The organism is Sphingomonas sp. SUN039 (assembly GCF_024758725.1).
GTDB lineage: Bacteria > Pseudomonadota > Alphaproteobacteria > Sphingomonadales > Sphingomonadaceae > Sphingomonas_O.
In genome coordinates, this window is record NZ_CP096972.1 from 1 (window position 1) to 14,025 (window position 14,025).

Annotated in this window: 16 protein-coding genes and 1 tRNA gene; 7 read left to right on the forward strand and 10 right to left on the reverse strand. The window is 65.3% G+C overall.

Translation table 11 applies throughout. The features are described 5' to 3' along the window. Nucleotides 1–116: 116 nt before the first annotated feature. The 4 genes from M0209_RS00005 to ppc all read left to right on the forward strand — a co-directional run bounded on the left by M0209_RS00005 (nucleotide 117) and on the right by ppc (nucleotide 4,427). On the forward strand, nucleotides 117–701 hold the full coding sequence (locus M0209_RS00005; RefSeq protein WP_258886126.1) for a hypothetical protein: 585 nt from the start codon (nucleotides 117–119) through the stop codon (nucleotides 699–701). Continuing rightward, nucleotides 698–1,264, forward strand: coding sequence for a hypothetical protein (locus M0209_RS00010; RefSeq protein ID WP_258886127.1), 567 nt, complete (start codon nucleotides 698–700; stop codon nucleotides 1,262–1,264). The genes M0209_RS00005 and M0209_RS00010 overlap by 4 nt, the downstream gene beginning before the upstream one ends. After that, nucleotides 1,261–1,695, forward strand: coding sequence for a PaaI family thioesterase (locus M0209_RS00015; RefSeq protein WP_258886128.1), 435 nt, complete (start codon nucleotides 1,261–1,263; stop codon nucleotides 1,693–1,695). The genes M0209_RS00010 and M0209_RS00015 overlap by 4 nt, the downstream gene beginning before the upstream one ends. Before the next feature lie 89 nt (nucleotides 1,696–1,784). Next, nucleotides 1,785–4,427 (forward strand): phosphoenolpyruvate carboxylase, encoded by a 2,643-nt coding sequence (gene ppc, locus M0209_RS00020; RefSeq protein WP_258886129.1) that lies wholly within the window; start codon nucleotides 1,785–1,787, stop codon nucleotides 4,425–4,427. A gap of 1 nt (nucleotide 4,428) precedes the next feature. Here ppc and M0209_RS00025 read toward each other — a convergent pair whose 3' ends face one another. The 7 genes from M0209_RS00025 to M0209_RS00055 form a co-directional block, all read right to left on the reverse strand. Beyond that, nucleotides 4,429–4,719 (reverse strand): hypothetical protein, encoded by a 291-nt coding sequence (locus M0209_RS00025; protein ID WP_258886130.1) that lies wholly within the window; start codon nucleotides 4,717–4,719, stop codon nucleotides 4,429–4,431. A 64-nt stretch (nucleotides 4,720–4,783) separates the two neighbouring features. After that, nucleotides 4,784–4,860 (reverse strand) — tRNA-Arg (locus M0209_RS00030). Between the two features lie 54 nt (nucleotides 4,861–4,914). Beyond that, nucleotides 4,915–5,298, reverse strand: a complete 384-nt coding sequence (locus tag M0209_RS00035; protein ID WP_408988163.1) for a hypothetical protein — start codon at nucleotides 5,296–5,298, stop codon at nucleotides 4,915–4,917. Beyond that, nucleotides 5,295–5,972, reverse strand: coding sequence for an endonuclease III (gene nth, locus M0209_RS00040; protein WP_258886131.1), 678 nt, complete (start codon nucleotides 5,970–5,972; stop codon nucleotides 5,295–5,297). Before nth ends, M0209_RS00035 begins: the two co-directional genes overlap by 4 nt. Further along, on the reverse strand, nucleotides 5,969–6,493 hold the full coding sequence (locus M0209_RS00045) for a hypothetical protein (protein ID WP_258886132.1): 525 nt from the start codon (nucleotides 6,491–6,493) through the stop codon (nucleotides 5,969–5,971). Before M0209_RS00045 ends, nth begins: the two co-directional genes overlap by 4 nt. Beyond that, complete coding sequence (dapB, locus tag M0209_RS00050; protein WP_258886133.1) at nucleotides 6,490–7,218, reverse strand: 4-hydroxy-tetrahydrodipicolinate reductase; 729 nt, start codon at nucleotides 7,216–7,218, stop codon at nucleotides 6,490–6,492. Before dapB ends, M0209_RS00045 begins: the two co-directional genes overlap by 4 nt. A 19-nt stretch (nucleotides 7,219–7,237) precedes the next feature. Then, entirely contained in the window at nucleotides 7,238–7,981 is a 744-nt protein-coding gene (locus M0209_RS00055) for a DUF72 domain-containing protein (protein ID WP_258886134.1), read from the reverse strand. A gap of 20 nt (nucleotides 7,982–8,001) precedes the next feature. On the opposite strand from M0209_RS00055, the gene M0209_RS00060 reads away from it, so the two are divergent. Beyond that, nucleotides 8,002–8,727 (forward strand): NAD-dependent deacylase, encoded by a 726-nt coding sequence (locus M0209_RS00060; RefSeq protein WP_258886135.1) that lies wholly within the window; start codon nucleotides 8,002–8,004, stop codon nucleotides 8,725–8,727. Here the strand turns inward: M0209_RS00060 and era are convergent. The 3 genes from era to lepB are packed head-to-tail and all read right to left on the reverse strand — an operon-like array spanning nucleotide 8,694 to nucleotide 11,067. Beyond that, on the reverse strand, nucleotides 8,694–9,587 hold the full coding sequence (era, locus tag M0209_RS00065) for a GTPase Era (RefSeq protein ID WP_258886136.1): 894 nt from the start codon (nucleotides 9,585–9,587) through the stop codon (nucleotides 8,694–8,696). The two genes, M0209_RS00060 and era, sit on opposite strands and share 34 nt — an antisense overlap. Next, complete coding sequence (gene rnc, locus M0209_RS00070; protein WP_408988164.1) at nucleotides 9,584–10,246, reverse strand: ribonuclease III; 663 nt, start codon at nucleotides 10,244–10,246, stop codon at nucleotides 9,584–9,586. The genes era and rnc overlap by 4 nt, the downstream gene beginning before the upstream one ends. Further along, nucleotides 10,243–11,067 carry a signal peptidase I gene (gene lepB / locus M0209_RS00075; protein ID WP_408988165.1) on the reverse strand — a complete coding sequence of 275 codons (825 nt, stop codon included), beginning with the start codon at nucleotides 11,065–11,067 and terminating at the stop codon, nucleotides 10,243–10,245. Before lepB ends, rnc begins: the two co-directional genes overlap by 4 nt. Before the next feature lie 53 nt (nucleotides 11,068–11,120). On the opposite strand from lepB, the gene pgi reads away from it, so the two are divergent. Next, nucleotides 11,121–12,617 carry a glucose-6-phosphate isomerase gene (pgi, locus tag M0209_RS00080; protein WP_258886137.1) on the forward strand — a complete coding sequence of 499 codons (1,497 nt, stop codon included), beginning with the start codon at nucleotides 11,121–11,123 and terminating at the stop codon, nucleotides 12,615–12,617. 56 nt (nucleotides 12,618–12,673) lie between these two features. Beyond that, nucleotides 12,674–14,020 (forward strand): glutathione-disulfide reductase, encoded by a 1,347-nt coding sequence (gorA, locus tag M0209_RS00085; RefSeq protein WP_258886138.1) that lies wholly within the window; start codon nucleotides 12,674–12,676, stop codon nucleotides 14,018–14,020. Nucleotides 14,021–14,025: the final 5 nt, after the last annotated feature.

Sequence of the window (14,025 nt, forward strand, 5' to 3'; positions counted from 1 at the left end):
TCAGGCGTTTAGCTGAGGCCGATCAATGCTGTCGGGGGGGGGGGGGACGAAATGACCAGCGCGGTAGAGCTCCGCTATTGTGTCGCCGGATTGGTGCCCACCCGGGAGGCCAAGTCGTGACCCTCGAAGACATCAACTACATCGCCCAAACCATCGCCGCGTTCGCCGTGGTGGGCTCGCTTATCTACCTCGCGATCCAGACTCGGCAGGCACGCGAACAGACGAGGTTGAACACCGAAGCACTCAAAGCGTCGGCGGGGTTCGAGGCTACACACAGCTGGGCGACGTTGCTTGAGGCCGGGATCAATTTGCCAAAAGCCCGGATCGCTCTCGTTATGGAGGCGAATGCGGGCAAGACATGGGACGAGTTTTCCGATCTCGATCGGTTCTGGCTGGCCATTTTGCACCGCGCGTTGTTCCAAAAGCTGGAAGGCCAATATTTCCTGCTCAAATATGGAAGTCTCGACCCCGCCTTTTGGGAAAAGCGCCGCGACTGGGCCGCAGGATTGATCAACCTCCCGTTTTTCAGCCAATGGTGGGCTTTCGAAAAAGCCCAGCACGTCTGGACCGACGAATTCATCGCCGCTATCGAAGCGGCGCGCGACACCAGCATGATCGTGCCTTGGCATAGTTCGGTCCATGCAGGTAGGGACGCGCCGCCTTCGCCAGCGCAGGCACCGGGCGAGGTATCCGCGACATGACGCTCGAAGACATCAACTATGTCGCCCAGTCCGTCGGCGTCGTCGCTATCTTAGGCACTTTTGTCGCGCTGCTGGTCCAGATGCGGCAGACCAACCGACTGCTCCGCAATCAGGCCAAGCGCGCGCTGATCGACGGGACCAGGATGATCTCGGAAACGGTGTATCAGACTCCGGGGCTGGCCGAACTGTTGGTGCGCGCCATGGCGGGAGGTCTGGACGGACTCTCGCCACCAGAACGACTGCAGATCATGTCGTTCCTGATGACAGCTGAGCGCATTTGGGAGGCGATGTTCGTTCAATATCAGGAGGGAATGATCGACGAGGAACTGTGGAAGGCCCATAGTCGGCAAACGCAGGCGGCGTTTAACGACAATGCGGCCATGCGCGAGTTTTGGGCTCTGAGGCGCGAATTTTTCATGCCCGCATACAGCGCATTTCGCGACGCCCAAATTGCAGACAAAGGAGGGTCGGATTCACTTGGGTATGGCGCCAAGCCGGCGCCAACCAAGGATGCAGCACCACCACCCGCAGCGGCCCCCGGCAGTGACGGCGCTGCCGCATGACCCTCCGCAACCTGCCGCCCGACGATCTGTGGCCGCTGACGCAGGACAATGCGGAAACCCTGTTCGACTATATCTTCGCGCCGTGGATCAAGGAGATGGGGCTGACCGATTTCATGGTGCGCGAAGGCTTTTGCTCGATGCGTCTGCCGCTCAACGACCGGTTGAAGTTCTTTTCCGGCGCGGTGTGCGGACAGGCGGTGATGGCCGCCATCGATACCGTGGCCAGCATGGCGACCGCGACCACCCCGCGTCAGGGCAAGGGCACCGTCTATCAGCACACGCACTTCCTGCGCCCCGCCGCCAATGACGATGTCCTGATCGCAGCGACCGTCAAACGCTGGGGCAAGGCGAGCGTCTATGTCGAGTGCAGCGTGACGTTTGTCGGCTCTGGCGATCTGGTGGCGCATGCGGTTCTGGAGTTCGCATTCTGAGTGCTGTGGGGACTGTGATTCGGCGCTGTGGCCGCAACTCGCGTCGGTGACAGCTTGACCCTGTCCTCGCTGCAATGCAGCATCGCGGTATGGCCTCAGACTCGATTTCGCAGAACCCCGATATCCGCTTCCTCGGGCGCATCCTCGGCGATGTGATCCGCGAGCTGGGTGGCGAGACGCTGTTCCGGCGGATCGAATATATCCGCTCGACGTCGGTCGACCGGCATCGGGGGATCGATGGGGCGCATGAGGTCGATCGCGGATTAGAGGCGCTGAACCTCGACGACACGCTGAATTTCGTGCGCGGGTTTATGCTGTTTTCTTTGCTCGCCAATCTGGCCGAGGACCGGCAGGGGGTCGCGAGCGAGGGCGGCGCGAATGTCGCGGGTGTGGTGGCGACGCTCGACAAGACCGAAGTTGCCGAAATGCTTGCCCATGCCAGCGTCGTGCCCGTCCTGACCGCGCACCCGACCGAAGTCCGGCGCAAGAGCATGATCGACCACAAGGCGCGGATCGCGGCGTTGATGCAGCTGCGCGACGCGGGCGTGGCCGAGACGCCCGATGGCGATGCGGTCGAGGCCGCCATCGTGCGGCAGGTCGCGCTGCTGTGGCAAACGCGCCCGTTGCGCCGCGAACGGCTGTATGTCGCCGACGAAGTCGAGAACGCGCTGGCGTGGCTGCGCGAAGTGTTCGTGCCCGAATTGCCTGCACTCTATGCGCGCTGGGACCGGGTGCTGGGTGCGCGGACGCCGGGGTTCCTGACCGTCGGCAGCTGGATCGGCGGCGACCGCGACGGCAACCCGTTCGTCGATGCCGATGCGCTGCGGCTGGCGACCGGGCGCGCGGGCGAGACCATTCTGCTGCATTATCTCGACGCCATCCACGCGATGGGCGGCGAGTTGTCGATCTCGACCGAACTGGCAACCGTCGATGCCGCCGTGCTGGCGCTGGCCGATGCGAGCCACGATGCGGCCGCCAGCCGTACCGATGAAGTTTACCGCCGCGCGATGACCGGCATTTATGCGCGGCTGGCGGCGACGTTCACGGATCGCATCGGTCGTGCGCCGCCGCGTCCGGCGACGGTGCCGGGAGCCGCCTATCCGACACCCGCCGACTTCCGCGCCGATCTCGTCACCATTGCCGAGGGGTTGGCGAACAACGGCCTGTCGAGTCCTGGCGCGCTCGCGCGGCTGGTGCGCGCGGTCGATGTGTTCGGGTTCCACCTCGCGCGGCTCGACCTGCGCCAGAACAGCGACGTCCATGCGCGCTGCATTGCCGATCTGTTTGCGGCGGCGGGGGTCGAGGCCGATTATGAGGCGCTGGATGAAGGTGCGCGCGTGGCCCTGCTCCGCCGTGAACTCGCCAATCCACGCCCGCTGACCGGCGCCGACCTGCCGCAATCGGACGAGACGCGCTCCGAACTCGCCATTCTCGCGGCGGCGCGCGAAGCGCGGGCGAAGTTCGGCAATGGCGTGATCGGTACCGCGATCATCTCGAAAACCGATGCCGTCTCCGACCTGCTCGAACTGCTGCTGCTGCTCAAGCAGGCGGGCCTCTACCGCGCGGGCGACCCTTCCGCATCGCTGATGCCGGTGCCGCTGTTCGAGACCATCGGCGATCTGGAGGCCGGACCCGCAATCATGTCCGCCTTCTTCGCGATCCCCGAATTCGGCGATCTGGCCAGGGCACGCGGGCATCAGGAAGTGATGGTCGGCTATTCCGACTCGAACAAGGACGGCGGCTATCTGACGTCGGTCTGGTCGCTGCATCAGGCGAGTCTGGCGCTCAAACCCGTGTTCGAGGCGGCGGGGGTGGCGATGCAGTTGTTTCACGGGCGCGGCGGGGCGGTCGGGCGCGGCGGGGGCTCGTCGTTCGCGGCGATCCGTGCGCAGCCCCCGGGGACGGTCGACGGGCGCATCCGGATTACCGAGCAGGGCGAAGTCATCGCCGCCAAATACGGATCGCGCGAGAGTGCCGCCGTCAATCTCGAGGCGATGGCCGCTGCGACGATTGCGGCAACGCTCGAACCGCCACAGGTCGCCGCCGCCGACTCGGCACGGTTTGGCGCGGCGATGGACCGGCTGTCGGGGGATGCCTTCGCTGCCTATCGCGCGCTGGTTTACGAGACGCCCAATTTCCGCACCTTCTTCCGTGCGATGACGCCGATTGCCGAGATTGCGACGCTCAAGATCGGCTCGCGCCCCGCCAGCCGGACCAAGAGCGATGCGATCGAGGATCTGCGTGCCATCCCCTGGGTGTTCAGCTGGGCACAGGCGCGGGTGATGCTGCCGGGCTGGTACGGCCTGTACGCGGCGGTCGCGCGGTTCGAGGACAAGGGGTTGCTGCGCGACATGGCGCGCGGCTGGCCGTTCTTCGCCGCAACGCTCGCTAATATGGAAATGGTGCTGGCCAAGTCCGACATGACCATCGCCGCGCATTATGCGGAGCTGGCCGCCGACGCCGACGGGCCGGTAATCTTCCCGCGCATCCGCGATGCCTGGCATGCGACGCGCGACGTCGTGCTCGACCTGACCGGGCAGACGCGGCTGCTGGCGGACAACCCGGCGCTCGATGCCTCGATCCGGTTGCGGATGCCCTATGTCGAACCGCTCAACCTGCTGCAGATCGAATTGCTCAAACGCCACCGCGCCGGCGAGGACGATTCGCGCATTGCTGAAGGAATTCAGCTGTCGATCAACGCGATTGCGACCGCACTTAGAAACAGCGGCTGATTTACTTCGTCAGGCGACGCCGGTTCGCGCGCACCTTGCGGCGATAGTGCGACACGGCCTGCGATGTCGCTGCCGCAGGGCTGGTACCCAAGCCGCCCGTCATCGCTCGCAGGCCCAGGTCCATTGCCGACCCGACTTTTTCGGAAACCATCAGTCGCGCCTCTGCGTCGGCCGCAGATCCGCCCGCCATCATTTTCATCGAGCGCAGCCCGATCACCGAAGCGGATTCGAATCCTAGCATCCAGCTTTCATAACCCAGCTGCCAATAGGCGAAGGGTGAAGTCGATTTCATCGGGCAGCTCCGCAAACAGGGAATCATTGCAACGCAGCATGGAGCAATTCGGGTGCAAGGAAAATGGCGCACCGGAAGGGATTCGAACCCCTGACCCCTGCCTTCGGAGGGCAGTGCTCTATCCAGCTGAGCTACCGGTGCTTGGGCGCGGCCCTAGCAGGGGCGTCGGGCCTTCGCCAGTCCCTAACGGCGGGGCTATCGCGCGGCGACTTTGACCAGCTTGACTGGCTGGAACTTGCCGAGGCCGCATGACACGCCCGGAGTCAGGCCGGGCGATTGCAGCACGGTGATGATATCGACCGAGCAATATTCGCCGATGCTGCTCTTGTGGAGGAAGCGTTCCTCGAAACCCAGACCCGGGCAGCTCATCGGCAGCGTATTCCGATAGACCTTGCCGCCGTTCATGTGAAAATCGATGACGCTGTCGCCGTGGACGCTGGTCGAGCGGACATCGGTGGTGCGAACGCAGCTGACCGGTTTGCCGTCAAGTGTCGCTTCGGGAACGGCAGTGCGGTCGCGTGCCGATGCGGTGGTCAGGCCGAGGGCGGTGACGGTGGCGGCGATGAGGAGCTTGTTCACGGCAATTCTCCTTGAGCTGGCGTCCCGCCAGTCTGGCGCGGCGAAGCTGACTTGGGCCTGAACGCGCACAGGTCGATGACCGCGCACCGCCAGCATTCGGGCGCGCGCGCCTTGCAGGTGTAGCGGCCGTGCAGGATCAGCCAATGGTGTGCCTGCACCCGAAACGGGGCAGGCGTCTGGCGTTCGAGGATCGCCTCGACCGCCGCCGGGGTCTTGCCCTTGGCAAGCCCGGTGCGGTTGGCGATGCGGAAGACATGGGTATCGACCGGAAAGGTCTCCGCACCCAGCGCGACATTGAGCACCACATTCGCCGTCTTGCGCCCGACCCCGGGCAGCGCCTGCAATGCATCGCGGTCGGTCGGCACCGCGCCGCCGTGCTGTTCGACCAGCAGCCGCGACAGCGCGATGACGTTCTTCGCCTTGGTATTGAACAACCCGATGGTGCGGATGTGTTGCTTGAGGTCGTCCTCGCCGAGATCGAGCATCGCCTGCGGATCGCGGACGTCCGCAAACAACGCCCGCGTGGCCTTGTTCACCCCGGCATCGGTCGCCTGCGCGGACAGGACGACCGCGACGAGCAGCTGATAGATATTGCCGTACGCGAGTTCGGTCTCGGGCGCGGGGTTGGCTTCGGCGAGACGGCGGTAGAATTCGAAGATGTCGGCGCGCTTCATTGGGCCTCGCGCCGCCAACGTCGCATATGGGGGTAGGGCAATCGGCCTTGTTCGGTGGCGCGATGTGGTTCGCTCGTCATATCCCACCACGCCAGCATCGGCACCCCGATCCAGCGTCCGGCCGCGAAATTGTCGGCCATCGATGCACCGCCGCCCCTATAGCCGTCGGGATGGAAGACGATGTGCGGATCGATGCCGAGTTCGACAACCGCGGCATAGGACCACGCGATTGCCGCCATTTCTTCGCCGGGATCGTCGGAGGGACCAGCGAAACCCGCGCGCGCGTCGGGGTCACGGGCGGCAATATGGCCACCTTCATGCAACAGATCGCCTGGCCATGCAGGAACCGCTGGATCGACGACGATTGTGGTGCCGTGCACGGTCATTCCCGGCAGGACACTGGTACCCACCGTTCCCGCCTCGATTTCGATATCGATTCCCAACAAAAATACGGCGATCCGTTCGGCCATCGCGGTGCCGCCGCCCTCCGTGCGCCACTGGCAGGTGGCAATCACACTCAAAGCCCCAGCACATCCGCCATAGAATACCGCCCTGCTGACTTGCCCGCCAGCCACAGCGCCGCCTTCACCGCGCCGCGTGCAAATATCTCGCGGCTTTCGGCGCGGTGGCCGAGTTCGATGCGTTCGCCTTCGCCCGCCAGCACCACCATGTGATCGCCCGCGACCGATCCGCCGCGCAGGCTCGCAAAGCCGATGGTGCCGGGTTCGCGCGGGTCGGTGCTGTCGAAACGGTCGAACCGGCTGAGTTCGGGCAGGCTCTTGCCGCGTCCGTTCGCGGCGGCCTGCGCGAGGAGCAGCGCGGTCCCCGACGGCGCATCGACCTTGTGCCGGTGGTGCATCTCGACGACTTCGACGTCCCAGTCGTTGCCGAGCCGTGCGGCGGCCTGTTCGACCATTGCGGCCAGAAAATTGATACCGAGCGAGGTGTTCGCCGCCTGAATGATCGCAATCTCGCGCGCGGCGTCATCGACCATCGCCTGATGGCTGCCGTCGAGGCCGGTCGTGCCGATGAGGATTGGCGTTCCCGCCAGTCGTGCGGCGGTCAGATGCTCGCCGAGCGCGGTCGGCGACGAGAAATCGACAAGCACATCGCTCGCCCCGGCCAGCGCGGCACTGTCGTCGCCGACATCCGCCCCGCCCGCGTACGTCGCGCCGAGCATGGGAATGACGGTCGCAATCGCCGCGCCCATTCGCCCGCGACTGCCGAAGATGCCGATCCGTGTCATGCCCGCCGCTTTCGCGCGTTCAGGCGAGTTTCGCAATCATCGCTTGTGCTGCGGCCGGATTGCGGACTTTTGCGCCGCTGATGAAATAGGCGAACACATCGCCGCGCGTCGCCCAGTCGCGCGCCCGGGCGCTCCAGTGGTCGAGCGCGGCGTCGTCATAGCCCGTCGGGCAGTCGGCCTGCGCGTGTTGCAGCCGGGCATAGCTGAAGTCGGCGGTGCCTTCGTCGATGCAGGGGAAGGTGTCGTCGTCGGCGAAGACGATGGCGGCGTTGGCGGCGCGGGCGAGCGCGTAAAAGGCGGAGTCGCGGAAACTCTCATGCCGCACTTCGAGCGCGTGGCGCAGCGGCAAGCCGTCCTGTGTGGGCGGGAGTAGGGCGAGGAAACCGGCGAAATCGTCCGCGTCGAATTTCTTCGTCGCCATAAACTGCCACAGGATCGGGCCGAGCCGGTCGCCGAGCTCGGTGATCCCCTGCGTCAGAAAGCGCTGCACCGATTCGGCCCCGTCGGCGAGGATCTTGCGGTTGGTGGCGAAGCGCGAGGCCTTCACCGCGAACCGGAACCCGTCGGGCACGGTCTTGGCCCAACTGGCAAAGGTCGCCGGTTTCTGGCTGCCGTAATAGGTTGCGTTGATCTCGATACTGGTCAGCCGTTCGGCGGCAAAGCTGAGTTGCCTCGCCTTGGCGAGGCCCGCCGGATAGAATGTCCCCCGCCACTCGTCGAAGTCCCAGCCGCCGATGCCGACGCGGATTGTGCCCTTTGCCATGACAATCCTATAGCGCGGCCATGCGCGACATCCACAACATCGTCGTCCTGACCGGCGCGGGCATTTCCGCCGAGAGCGGCCTTGCGACCTTTCGCGGTCCCGGCGGCCTGTGGGAGGGGCACCGGGTCGAGGATGTGTGCACGCCCGAAGCGCTCGCCGCCGATCCCGAACTCGTTCACCGCTTCTACGACGACCGCCGCGCGGCACTCGCGACGGTCGAGCCCAATGCAGCGCACCGGGCGCTGGCGCGGCTCGATGCCGAATGGCCGGGCGGGCTGCTGATCGTCACGCAGAATGTCGACGACCTGCACGAGCGCGCGGGGGCCAAGCGGTTGATCCACATGCACGGCGAATTGCTGAGCGCGCTGTGTGCGGATTGCGGAGATCGCGGGGAATGGGAAGGGCGCTTGCCGCCGGGGACGGCGTGCGGAGCCTGCGATGCATTGAGCCTGCGCCCCGACATCGTTTTCTTCGGCGAAATGCCATACCGGATGGACGAGATCGACGCTGCGATCCGCAACTGCGATCTGTTCATCAGCATCGGCACCTCGGGTGCGGTCTATCCGGCGGCGGGGTTCGTCCAGACAGCCCGCTATGTCGGGGCGGCGACGTTGGAGATGAACCTCGATCCTTCGCTGGGGAGCGTTTATTTCGAGGAGACGCGGATCGGGGCGGCGGGGACGCTGGTGCCGGCGTGGGTCGAAACGCTACTTCAGTCCACCCAATCCAGCCCGATGTCGCGATAAACCCCCCGGTCCTCGTCCCATTTCGGTGACACTTTGACATGCAGATACAGGTGCACCTTCACGCCCAGTAATCCGGCGAGTTCCGCTCGCGCCTTGCTGCCGATTTCCTTCAGCCGTGCGCCGCCCTTGCCCAGTACGATGGCGCGCTGGCTGTCGCGGGCGACGAGGATTTGCTGGTGGATTTCGACCGAGCCGTCGGGGCGCTCGCTGTATTTTTCGGTCTCGACCGCGCACGCCTGTGGCAGTTCCTGATAGAGTTGCAGGAAGATTTGCTCGCGGGTGATTTCGGCGGCCATGACGCGGTCGGTGGCGTCGCTGACCTGGTCGGCGGGGAACATCCATGGCCCCTCGGGCATCGCTGACGCGAGTTTTGTCTTGAGGTCCGCCACACCGTCGCCGGTCGACGCGCTGATAATCATCGTGTCGGTGAAGGTCAGGCGCTCGTTCAGCACTTGCAGGTGTTTGAGCATTTTGCCGTGGTCGGCGACATCGACCTTGTTGAGCACCAGCAGCTTGGGTTCGGGGCGGCTGGCGAGACCGCTCAGGATGGTTTCCACTTTTGCGCCGAGGCCGCCCTTGGCGTCGATGACCAGCGCGATCAGGTCGGCGTCAGCCGCCCCGCCCCATGCCGCCTGCACCATCGCACGGTCGAAACGGCGGTTGGCGTCGAAAATGCCGGGGGTGTCGACCAGCACGATCTGCGTGTCGCCCGTCAGCGCGACACCCATCAGGCGGGTGCGCGTCGTCTGCGCCTTGGGGCTGACGATCGCGACCTTCTGGCCGACCAGCGCGTTGACTAGCGTCGATTTGCCCGCGTTGGGCGCACCGACGACGGCGACAGTGCCGCAGTACTGGGTCATGCAAGTTTCTCCAGCAATGCTGCCGCTGCCGCGGTTTCGGCTTCCTGCTTCGATGTCCCCGTTGCGGTCGCTTCGCCCGCCGGGCCGATACTGACGGACACGGTGAACTGCGGCGCGTGGTGCGGGCCGGAGCGGTCGGTCAGCGTGTAGACCGGCGCGCGGCGGTTGTGCGCGGCAGCCCATTCCTGGAGCGCCGATTTGGGGTGGCGGGGCGCCTTGGCCTGACCCTCGACCAGCGGCTGCCAGTGTTTGCGGATGAAGGCCTCTGCGGCAGACATGCCATGGTCGAGATACAGCGCGCCGATCAAGGCCTCGGTCACATCGCCCAAGATATTGTCGCTCTCCGCACCGCCATCGTCGCGCGCCTGTTTGCCGAGGCGCAGATGCGGGGCCACGCCGATGGCCCGCGCGACCCCCGCACAGGCAAGGCCGGTGACGATGCTGTTGAACCGCGCCGACATTTTGCCTTCGGGCTCGTCGGGAAAAGCGGTGTAGAGCCAGTGCGCCACCGTGAGCCCGAGCACGCGGTCGCCGAGGAATTCGAGTCGCTGGTAACTGGGCGCGCCATGGCTGCCATGGGTCAGCGCGCGTTCGTAGAGCGACAGGTCGCGCGGGGCCTGGCCGAGCATTTGCGTCAGCCAGTCGGCTAGGCCGCTCAAAACCCCTCCCCGATGCGCCGCCAGCGCGCCGCCGACACCCAGGTCCAGGGCAGCACCCAGTTTGCCGAGCCGTCGGTCGAGAACACCGAAACCCAGGCGCGTCCTTCCAGATTGTCGAGCGGCACGAAGCCGATGCCATTCCCCTCGACGGCCGGGAAACGGCTGTCGGCGCTTTTGTCGCGGTCGTCGCCCATCAGGAACAAATGCCCGGCGGGGACAGTGAACACGCGGGTGTCGTCGGCCTCGCTGCGCGCCACATCGAGGACGTCATAGCTTTTGCCGTTCGGGAGCGTCTCGCGGTAGCGCGGATAGCGGCAGCGCGTTGTGCCGTCCGACCCCGCCTCGCTGAATTCGGGCGCGAAGCACGGACTGTTCGCGGTGACGGGGGCGACGAAATCGTCGACGCGCTGCTTCGGCACCGCCCTGCCGTTCAGGAACAACTGGCCGCCACGCATCTGGACGGTGTCGCCGGGCAGGCCGATGACGCGTTTGATATAATCGACCTTGTTCGCGGGCGGTGCCTTGAACACGACCACATCGCCGCGCGCCGGTAGCGCGCCCATGAAGCGCCCTTCGGGTAGCGGCGGCGAGAAGGGGAAGCTGTAGCGCGAATAGCCGTACGGCCATTTCTGCACGAACAGATAATCGCCGACCATCAGGCGCGGCAGCATGGATTCGCTGGGGATCGAAAAGGTCGCGACGAACAGGCTGCGGATGATCACGACGATCAGCACGAGCTTGACCAGAAACTCGATAAAATCGCGCGTCTCCGATTTCTTCGGTCGCGCTTTCGGCATCGGGATACTATCGCTGGCGGTCATCGCGGCGCGGCATGGAACCCGCCCGCCGCGCCGTCAAGCAAGGGAGCAATCGCGTGGGTGCAGACTGGTCGGCTATCGAGGCGCTGCCGAAGACGCCACTCGTCGGTTTGTTCGGCGAAAAGGGCGACCGGCTGAAGCTGCTCGCGCACGACAGCTGCGGGATGCGGTTCGATTTCGCCAAGACGCATCTGACCGCAGACGCGATTGCCGCATTCGAGGGGCTGGCGCGCGCGCAGGGTTTCGCGGCCAAGCGCGAAGCGCTGTTCGGCGGCGGCATCGTTAACCCGAGCGAGGGCCGCGCTGCCGAGCACACCGCGCAACGCGGCGAAGGCGCGGCGGAGAGCGTCGCGCTCGCCAAGATGCTCCACGACCGGATGCGCGCGCTGATCGATGCCATAGAGGGCGACGCACTGGGACCGGTGCGCCATATCGTCCATATCGGTATCGGCGGATCGGCGCTGGGGCCGGACCTGATCGTCGACGCGCTGTCGTCCGACCGGTTGCGCTACGATGTGGCCATTGTGTCTAATGTCGACGGCATATCGCTCGAAAACGCGCTGGCCGACTTCGATCCGGCAGCGACGCTGATCGTCGTGGCGTCGAAGACCTTCACCACGACGGAGACGATGCTGAACGCCGGAAGCGCGCTCGACTGGCTGGCCGAACATGGCATCGACGATCCCTATTCGCGGGTCATCGCGCTGACCGCCGCACCCGACAAGGCGGTGGAGTGGGGCGTGGACGAGACCCGCGTACTGCCGTTCCCCGAAAGTGTCGGCGGGCGTTATTCCTTGTGGTCGTCGATCGGATTTCCGGCGGCGCTGGCGCTCGGCTGGGACTGCTTTGCCGAATTGCTCGAAGGGGCAGGCGAAATGGACCGCCATTTCCGCCTGACCGCGCCCTCGCAGAACGTGCCGATGCTCGCGGCGTTTGTGGACCTGCTCTATACCCAAACGCGCGGTGTCACGACGCGCGCGGTGTTCGCCTATGACGAGCGGCTGCGGCTGTTGCCGAGCTATCTCCAGCAGCTCGAAATGGAATCGAACGGCAAATCGGTGACGGCGGACGGCGCGCCGCTGGGGCGGCCGAGCGCGGCAATTACCTGGGGCGGAGTCGGCACCGACGCCCAGCACGCGGTGTTCCAGCTCCTGCATCAGGGGACGCATGTCGTGCCGGTGGAGTTTGTCGCGAGTATCGAGGCGGGCGATGCGATGGATCCCGAGCATCACCGGCTGCTGCTGGTCAATGCCTTTGCCCAGGGCGCGGCGCTGATGACCGGGCGCGCCAGCGAGGACGGCAACCGCAACTACCCCGGCGACCGCCCCTCGACGACGATCCTGCTCGACCGCCTCGACGCGCGGACTCTGGGGGCGCTGATCGCCTTTTACGAAGCACGAACCTTCGCGAACGCCGTGCTGCTCGGCATCAATCCGTTCGACCAGTTCGGGGTGGAGCTGGGCAAGGAAATGGCGCGCGGCATCGACGATCCTGCGGCGCGCGCGGGCTTCGATGTGTCGACGCGCATGCTGATCGAGCGCGCGGGGGTGTAACCTTTCGCGTCTGCCGCCCTATATGAGCGGGCGACACACGCGAGCAGGGACTTTCCATGAGCAATTTCGACTATGATCTCTTCGTCATCGGCGCCGGTTCGGGCGGGGTGCGCGCAGCGCGGATTGCGGCGGGGCACGGGGCACGGGTCGCGATTGCCGAGGAGCACCGGGTTGGCGGCACTTGCGTCATTCGCGGCTGCGTCCCCAAAAAGCTGCTCGTTTACGGGGCGCATTTCGCCGAGGATTTGAGCGACGCGCGCCAGTTCGGCTGGGACGTCAAGGAGACCAAATTCGACTGGGTCGTTCTGCGCGACAATGTGCTTGCCGAGGTGGCCCGGCTCGAAGGAATCTATGGCGAGACGCTCGCCAACCACAAGGTCGAGGTGTTCAAGGAACGCGCGGTGCTGACCGGCCCGCAATCGGTCAAACTCGCAAGCGGACGCGAGATTACCGCCAAGACCATCCTGATCGCGACCGGCGGCTGGCCGGTGCGTCCCGAATTCGAAGGGTCCGAACACGGCATCACGTCGAACGACGTGTTTCACCTCGAAACCCTGCCCAAGCGCGTCGTCATCGCGGGCGGCGGTTATATCGCCAATGAGTTCGCCGGGATTTTCCACGGGTTCGGCGCGCATGTGACGATCGTCAATCGCGGCGACCAGATCCTGCGCGGCTATGACGAGCAAATCCGCGACCGGCTGCTCCAGATTTCGATGACCAAGGGGATCGAGTTCCGCTTCAACGCACCGTTCGAGAAGATCACGAAGAATGAGGATGGCACGCTTCATGTCGAGATGAAGGGCTGCGACGCCATCGACGCCGATATCGTGCTGTTCGCGACCGGTCGCGCGCCCAATGTGACTGGTCTCGGCCTCGACGTCGCGGGCGTCGCACTGAACGACAAGGGCGCGATCAACGTCGATGACGACAATAAATCCTCGGTCGACAGCATCTATGCGGTCGGCGACGTCACCGACCGCATCCAGCTGACCCCCGTTGCCATTCGCGAGGGACAGGCGTTCGCCGACACCGTGTTCGGCGGCAAGCCGACCCGCGTCGATTACACCAATGTTCCAAGTGCCGTGTTCAGCCATCCGCCGCTGGCAGGTGTCGGCCTGACCGAAGCGCAGGCGAAGAACAAGCTGGGCACGATCCGCACCTATACCAGCGATTTCCGCGCGATGAAGAATGTGTTGGCGGGGCGTAACGAGCGGGCGCTCTACAAGATGATCGTCGATGCCGCGACCGATGTCGTCGTCGGCCTGCACATGATCGGTCCCGACGCGCCCGAAATCCTGCAAGCCGCAGCCGTCGCGGTGAAGGCCAAGCTGACCAAGGCCGATTTCGACGCCACCGTGGCGCTGCATCCGTCGATGGCCGAGGAACTGGTGCTGTTGAAATGAGATGT

What these genes read in the sequence shown, in the direction of transcription:
- M0209_RS00010 (WP_258886127.1), top strand. Translation starts at nt 698, where the DNA reads ATGACGCTCGAAGACATCAACTATGTCGCCCAGTCCGTCGGCGTCGTC.
- M0209_RS00015 (WP_258886128.1), top strand. Translation starts at nt 1,261, where the DNA reads ATGACCCTCCGCAACCTGCCGCCCGACGATCTGTGGCCGCTGACGCAG.
- ppc (WP_258886129.1), top strand. Translation starts at nt 1,785, where the DNA reads ATGGCCTCAGACTCGATTTCGCAGAACCCCGATATCCGCTTCCTCGGG.
- M0209_RS00025 (WP_258886130.1), bottom strand. Translation starts at nt 4,719, where the DNA reads ATGAAATCGACTTCACCCTTCGCCTATTGGCAGCTGGGTTATGAAAGC.
- nth (WP_258886131.1), bottom strand. Translation starts at nt 5,972, where the DNA reads ATGAAGCGCGCCGACATCTTCGAATTCTACCGCCGTCTCGCCGAAGCC.
- dapB (WP_258886133.1), bottom strand. Translation starts at nt 7,218, where the DNA reads ATGACACGGATCGGCATCTTCGGCAGTCGCGGGCGAATGGGCGCGGCG.
- M0209_RS00055 (WP_258886134.1), bottom strand. Translation starts at nt 7,981, where the DNA reads ATGGCAAAGGGCACAATCCGCGTCGGCATCGGCGGCTGGGACTTCGAC.
- M0209_RS00060 (WP_258886135.1), top strand. Translation starts at nt 8,002, where the DNA reads ATGCGCGACATCCACAACATCGTCGTCCTGACCGGCGCGGGCATTTCC.
- era (WP_258886136.1), bottom strand. Translation starts at nt 9,587, where the DNA reads ATGACCCAGTACTGCGGCACTGTCGCCGTCGTCGGTGCGCCCAACGCG.
- lepB (WP_408988165.1), bottom strand. Translation starts at nt 11,067, where the DNA reads ATGACCGCCAGCGATAGTATCCCGATGCCGAAAGCGCGACCGAAGAAA.
- gorA (WP_258886138.1), top strand. Translation starts at nt 12,674, where the DNA reads ATGAGCAATTTCGACTATGATCTCTTCGTCATCGGCGCCGGTTCGGGC.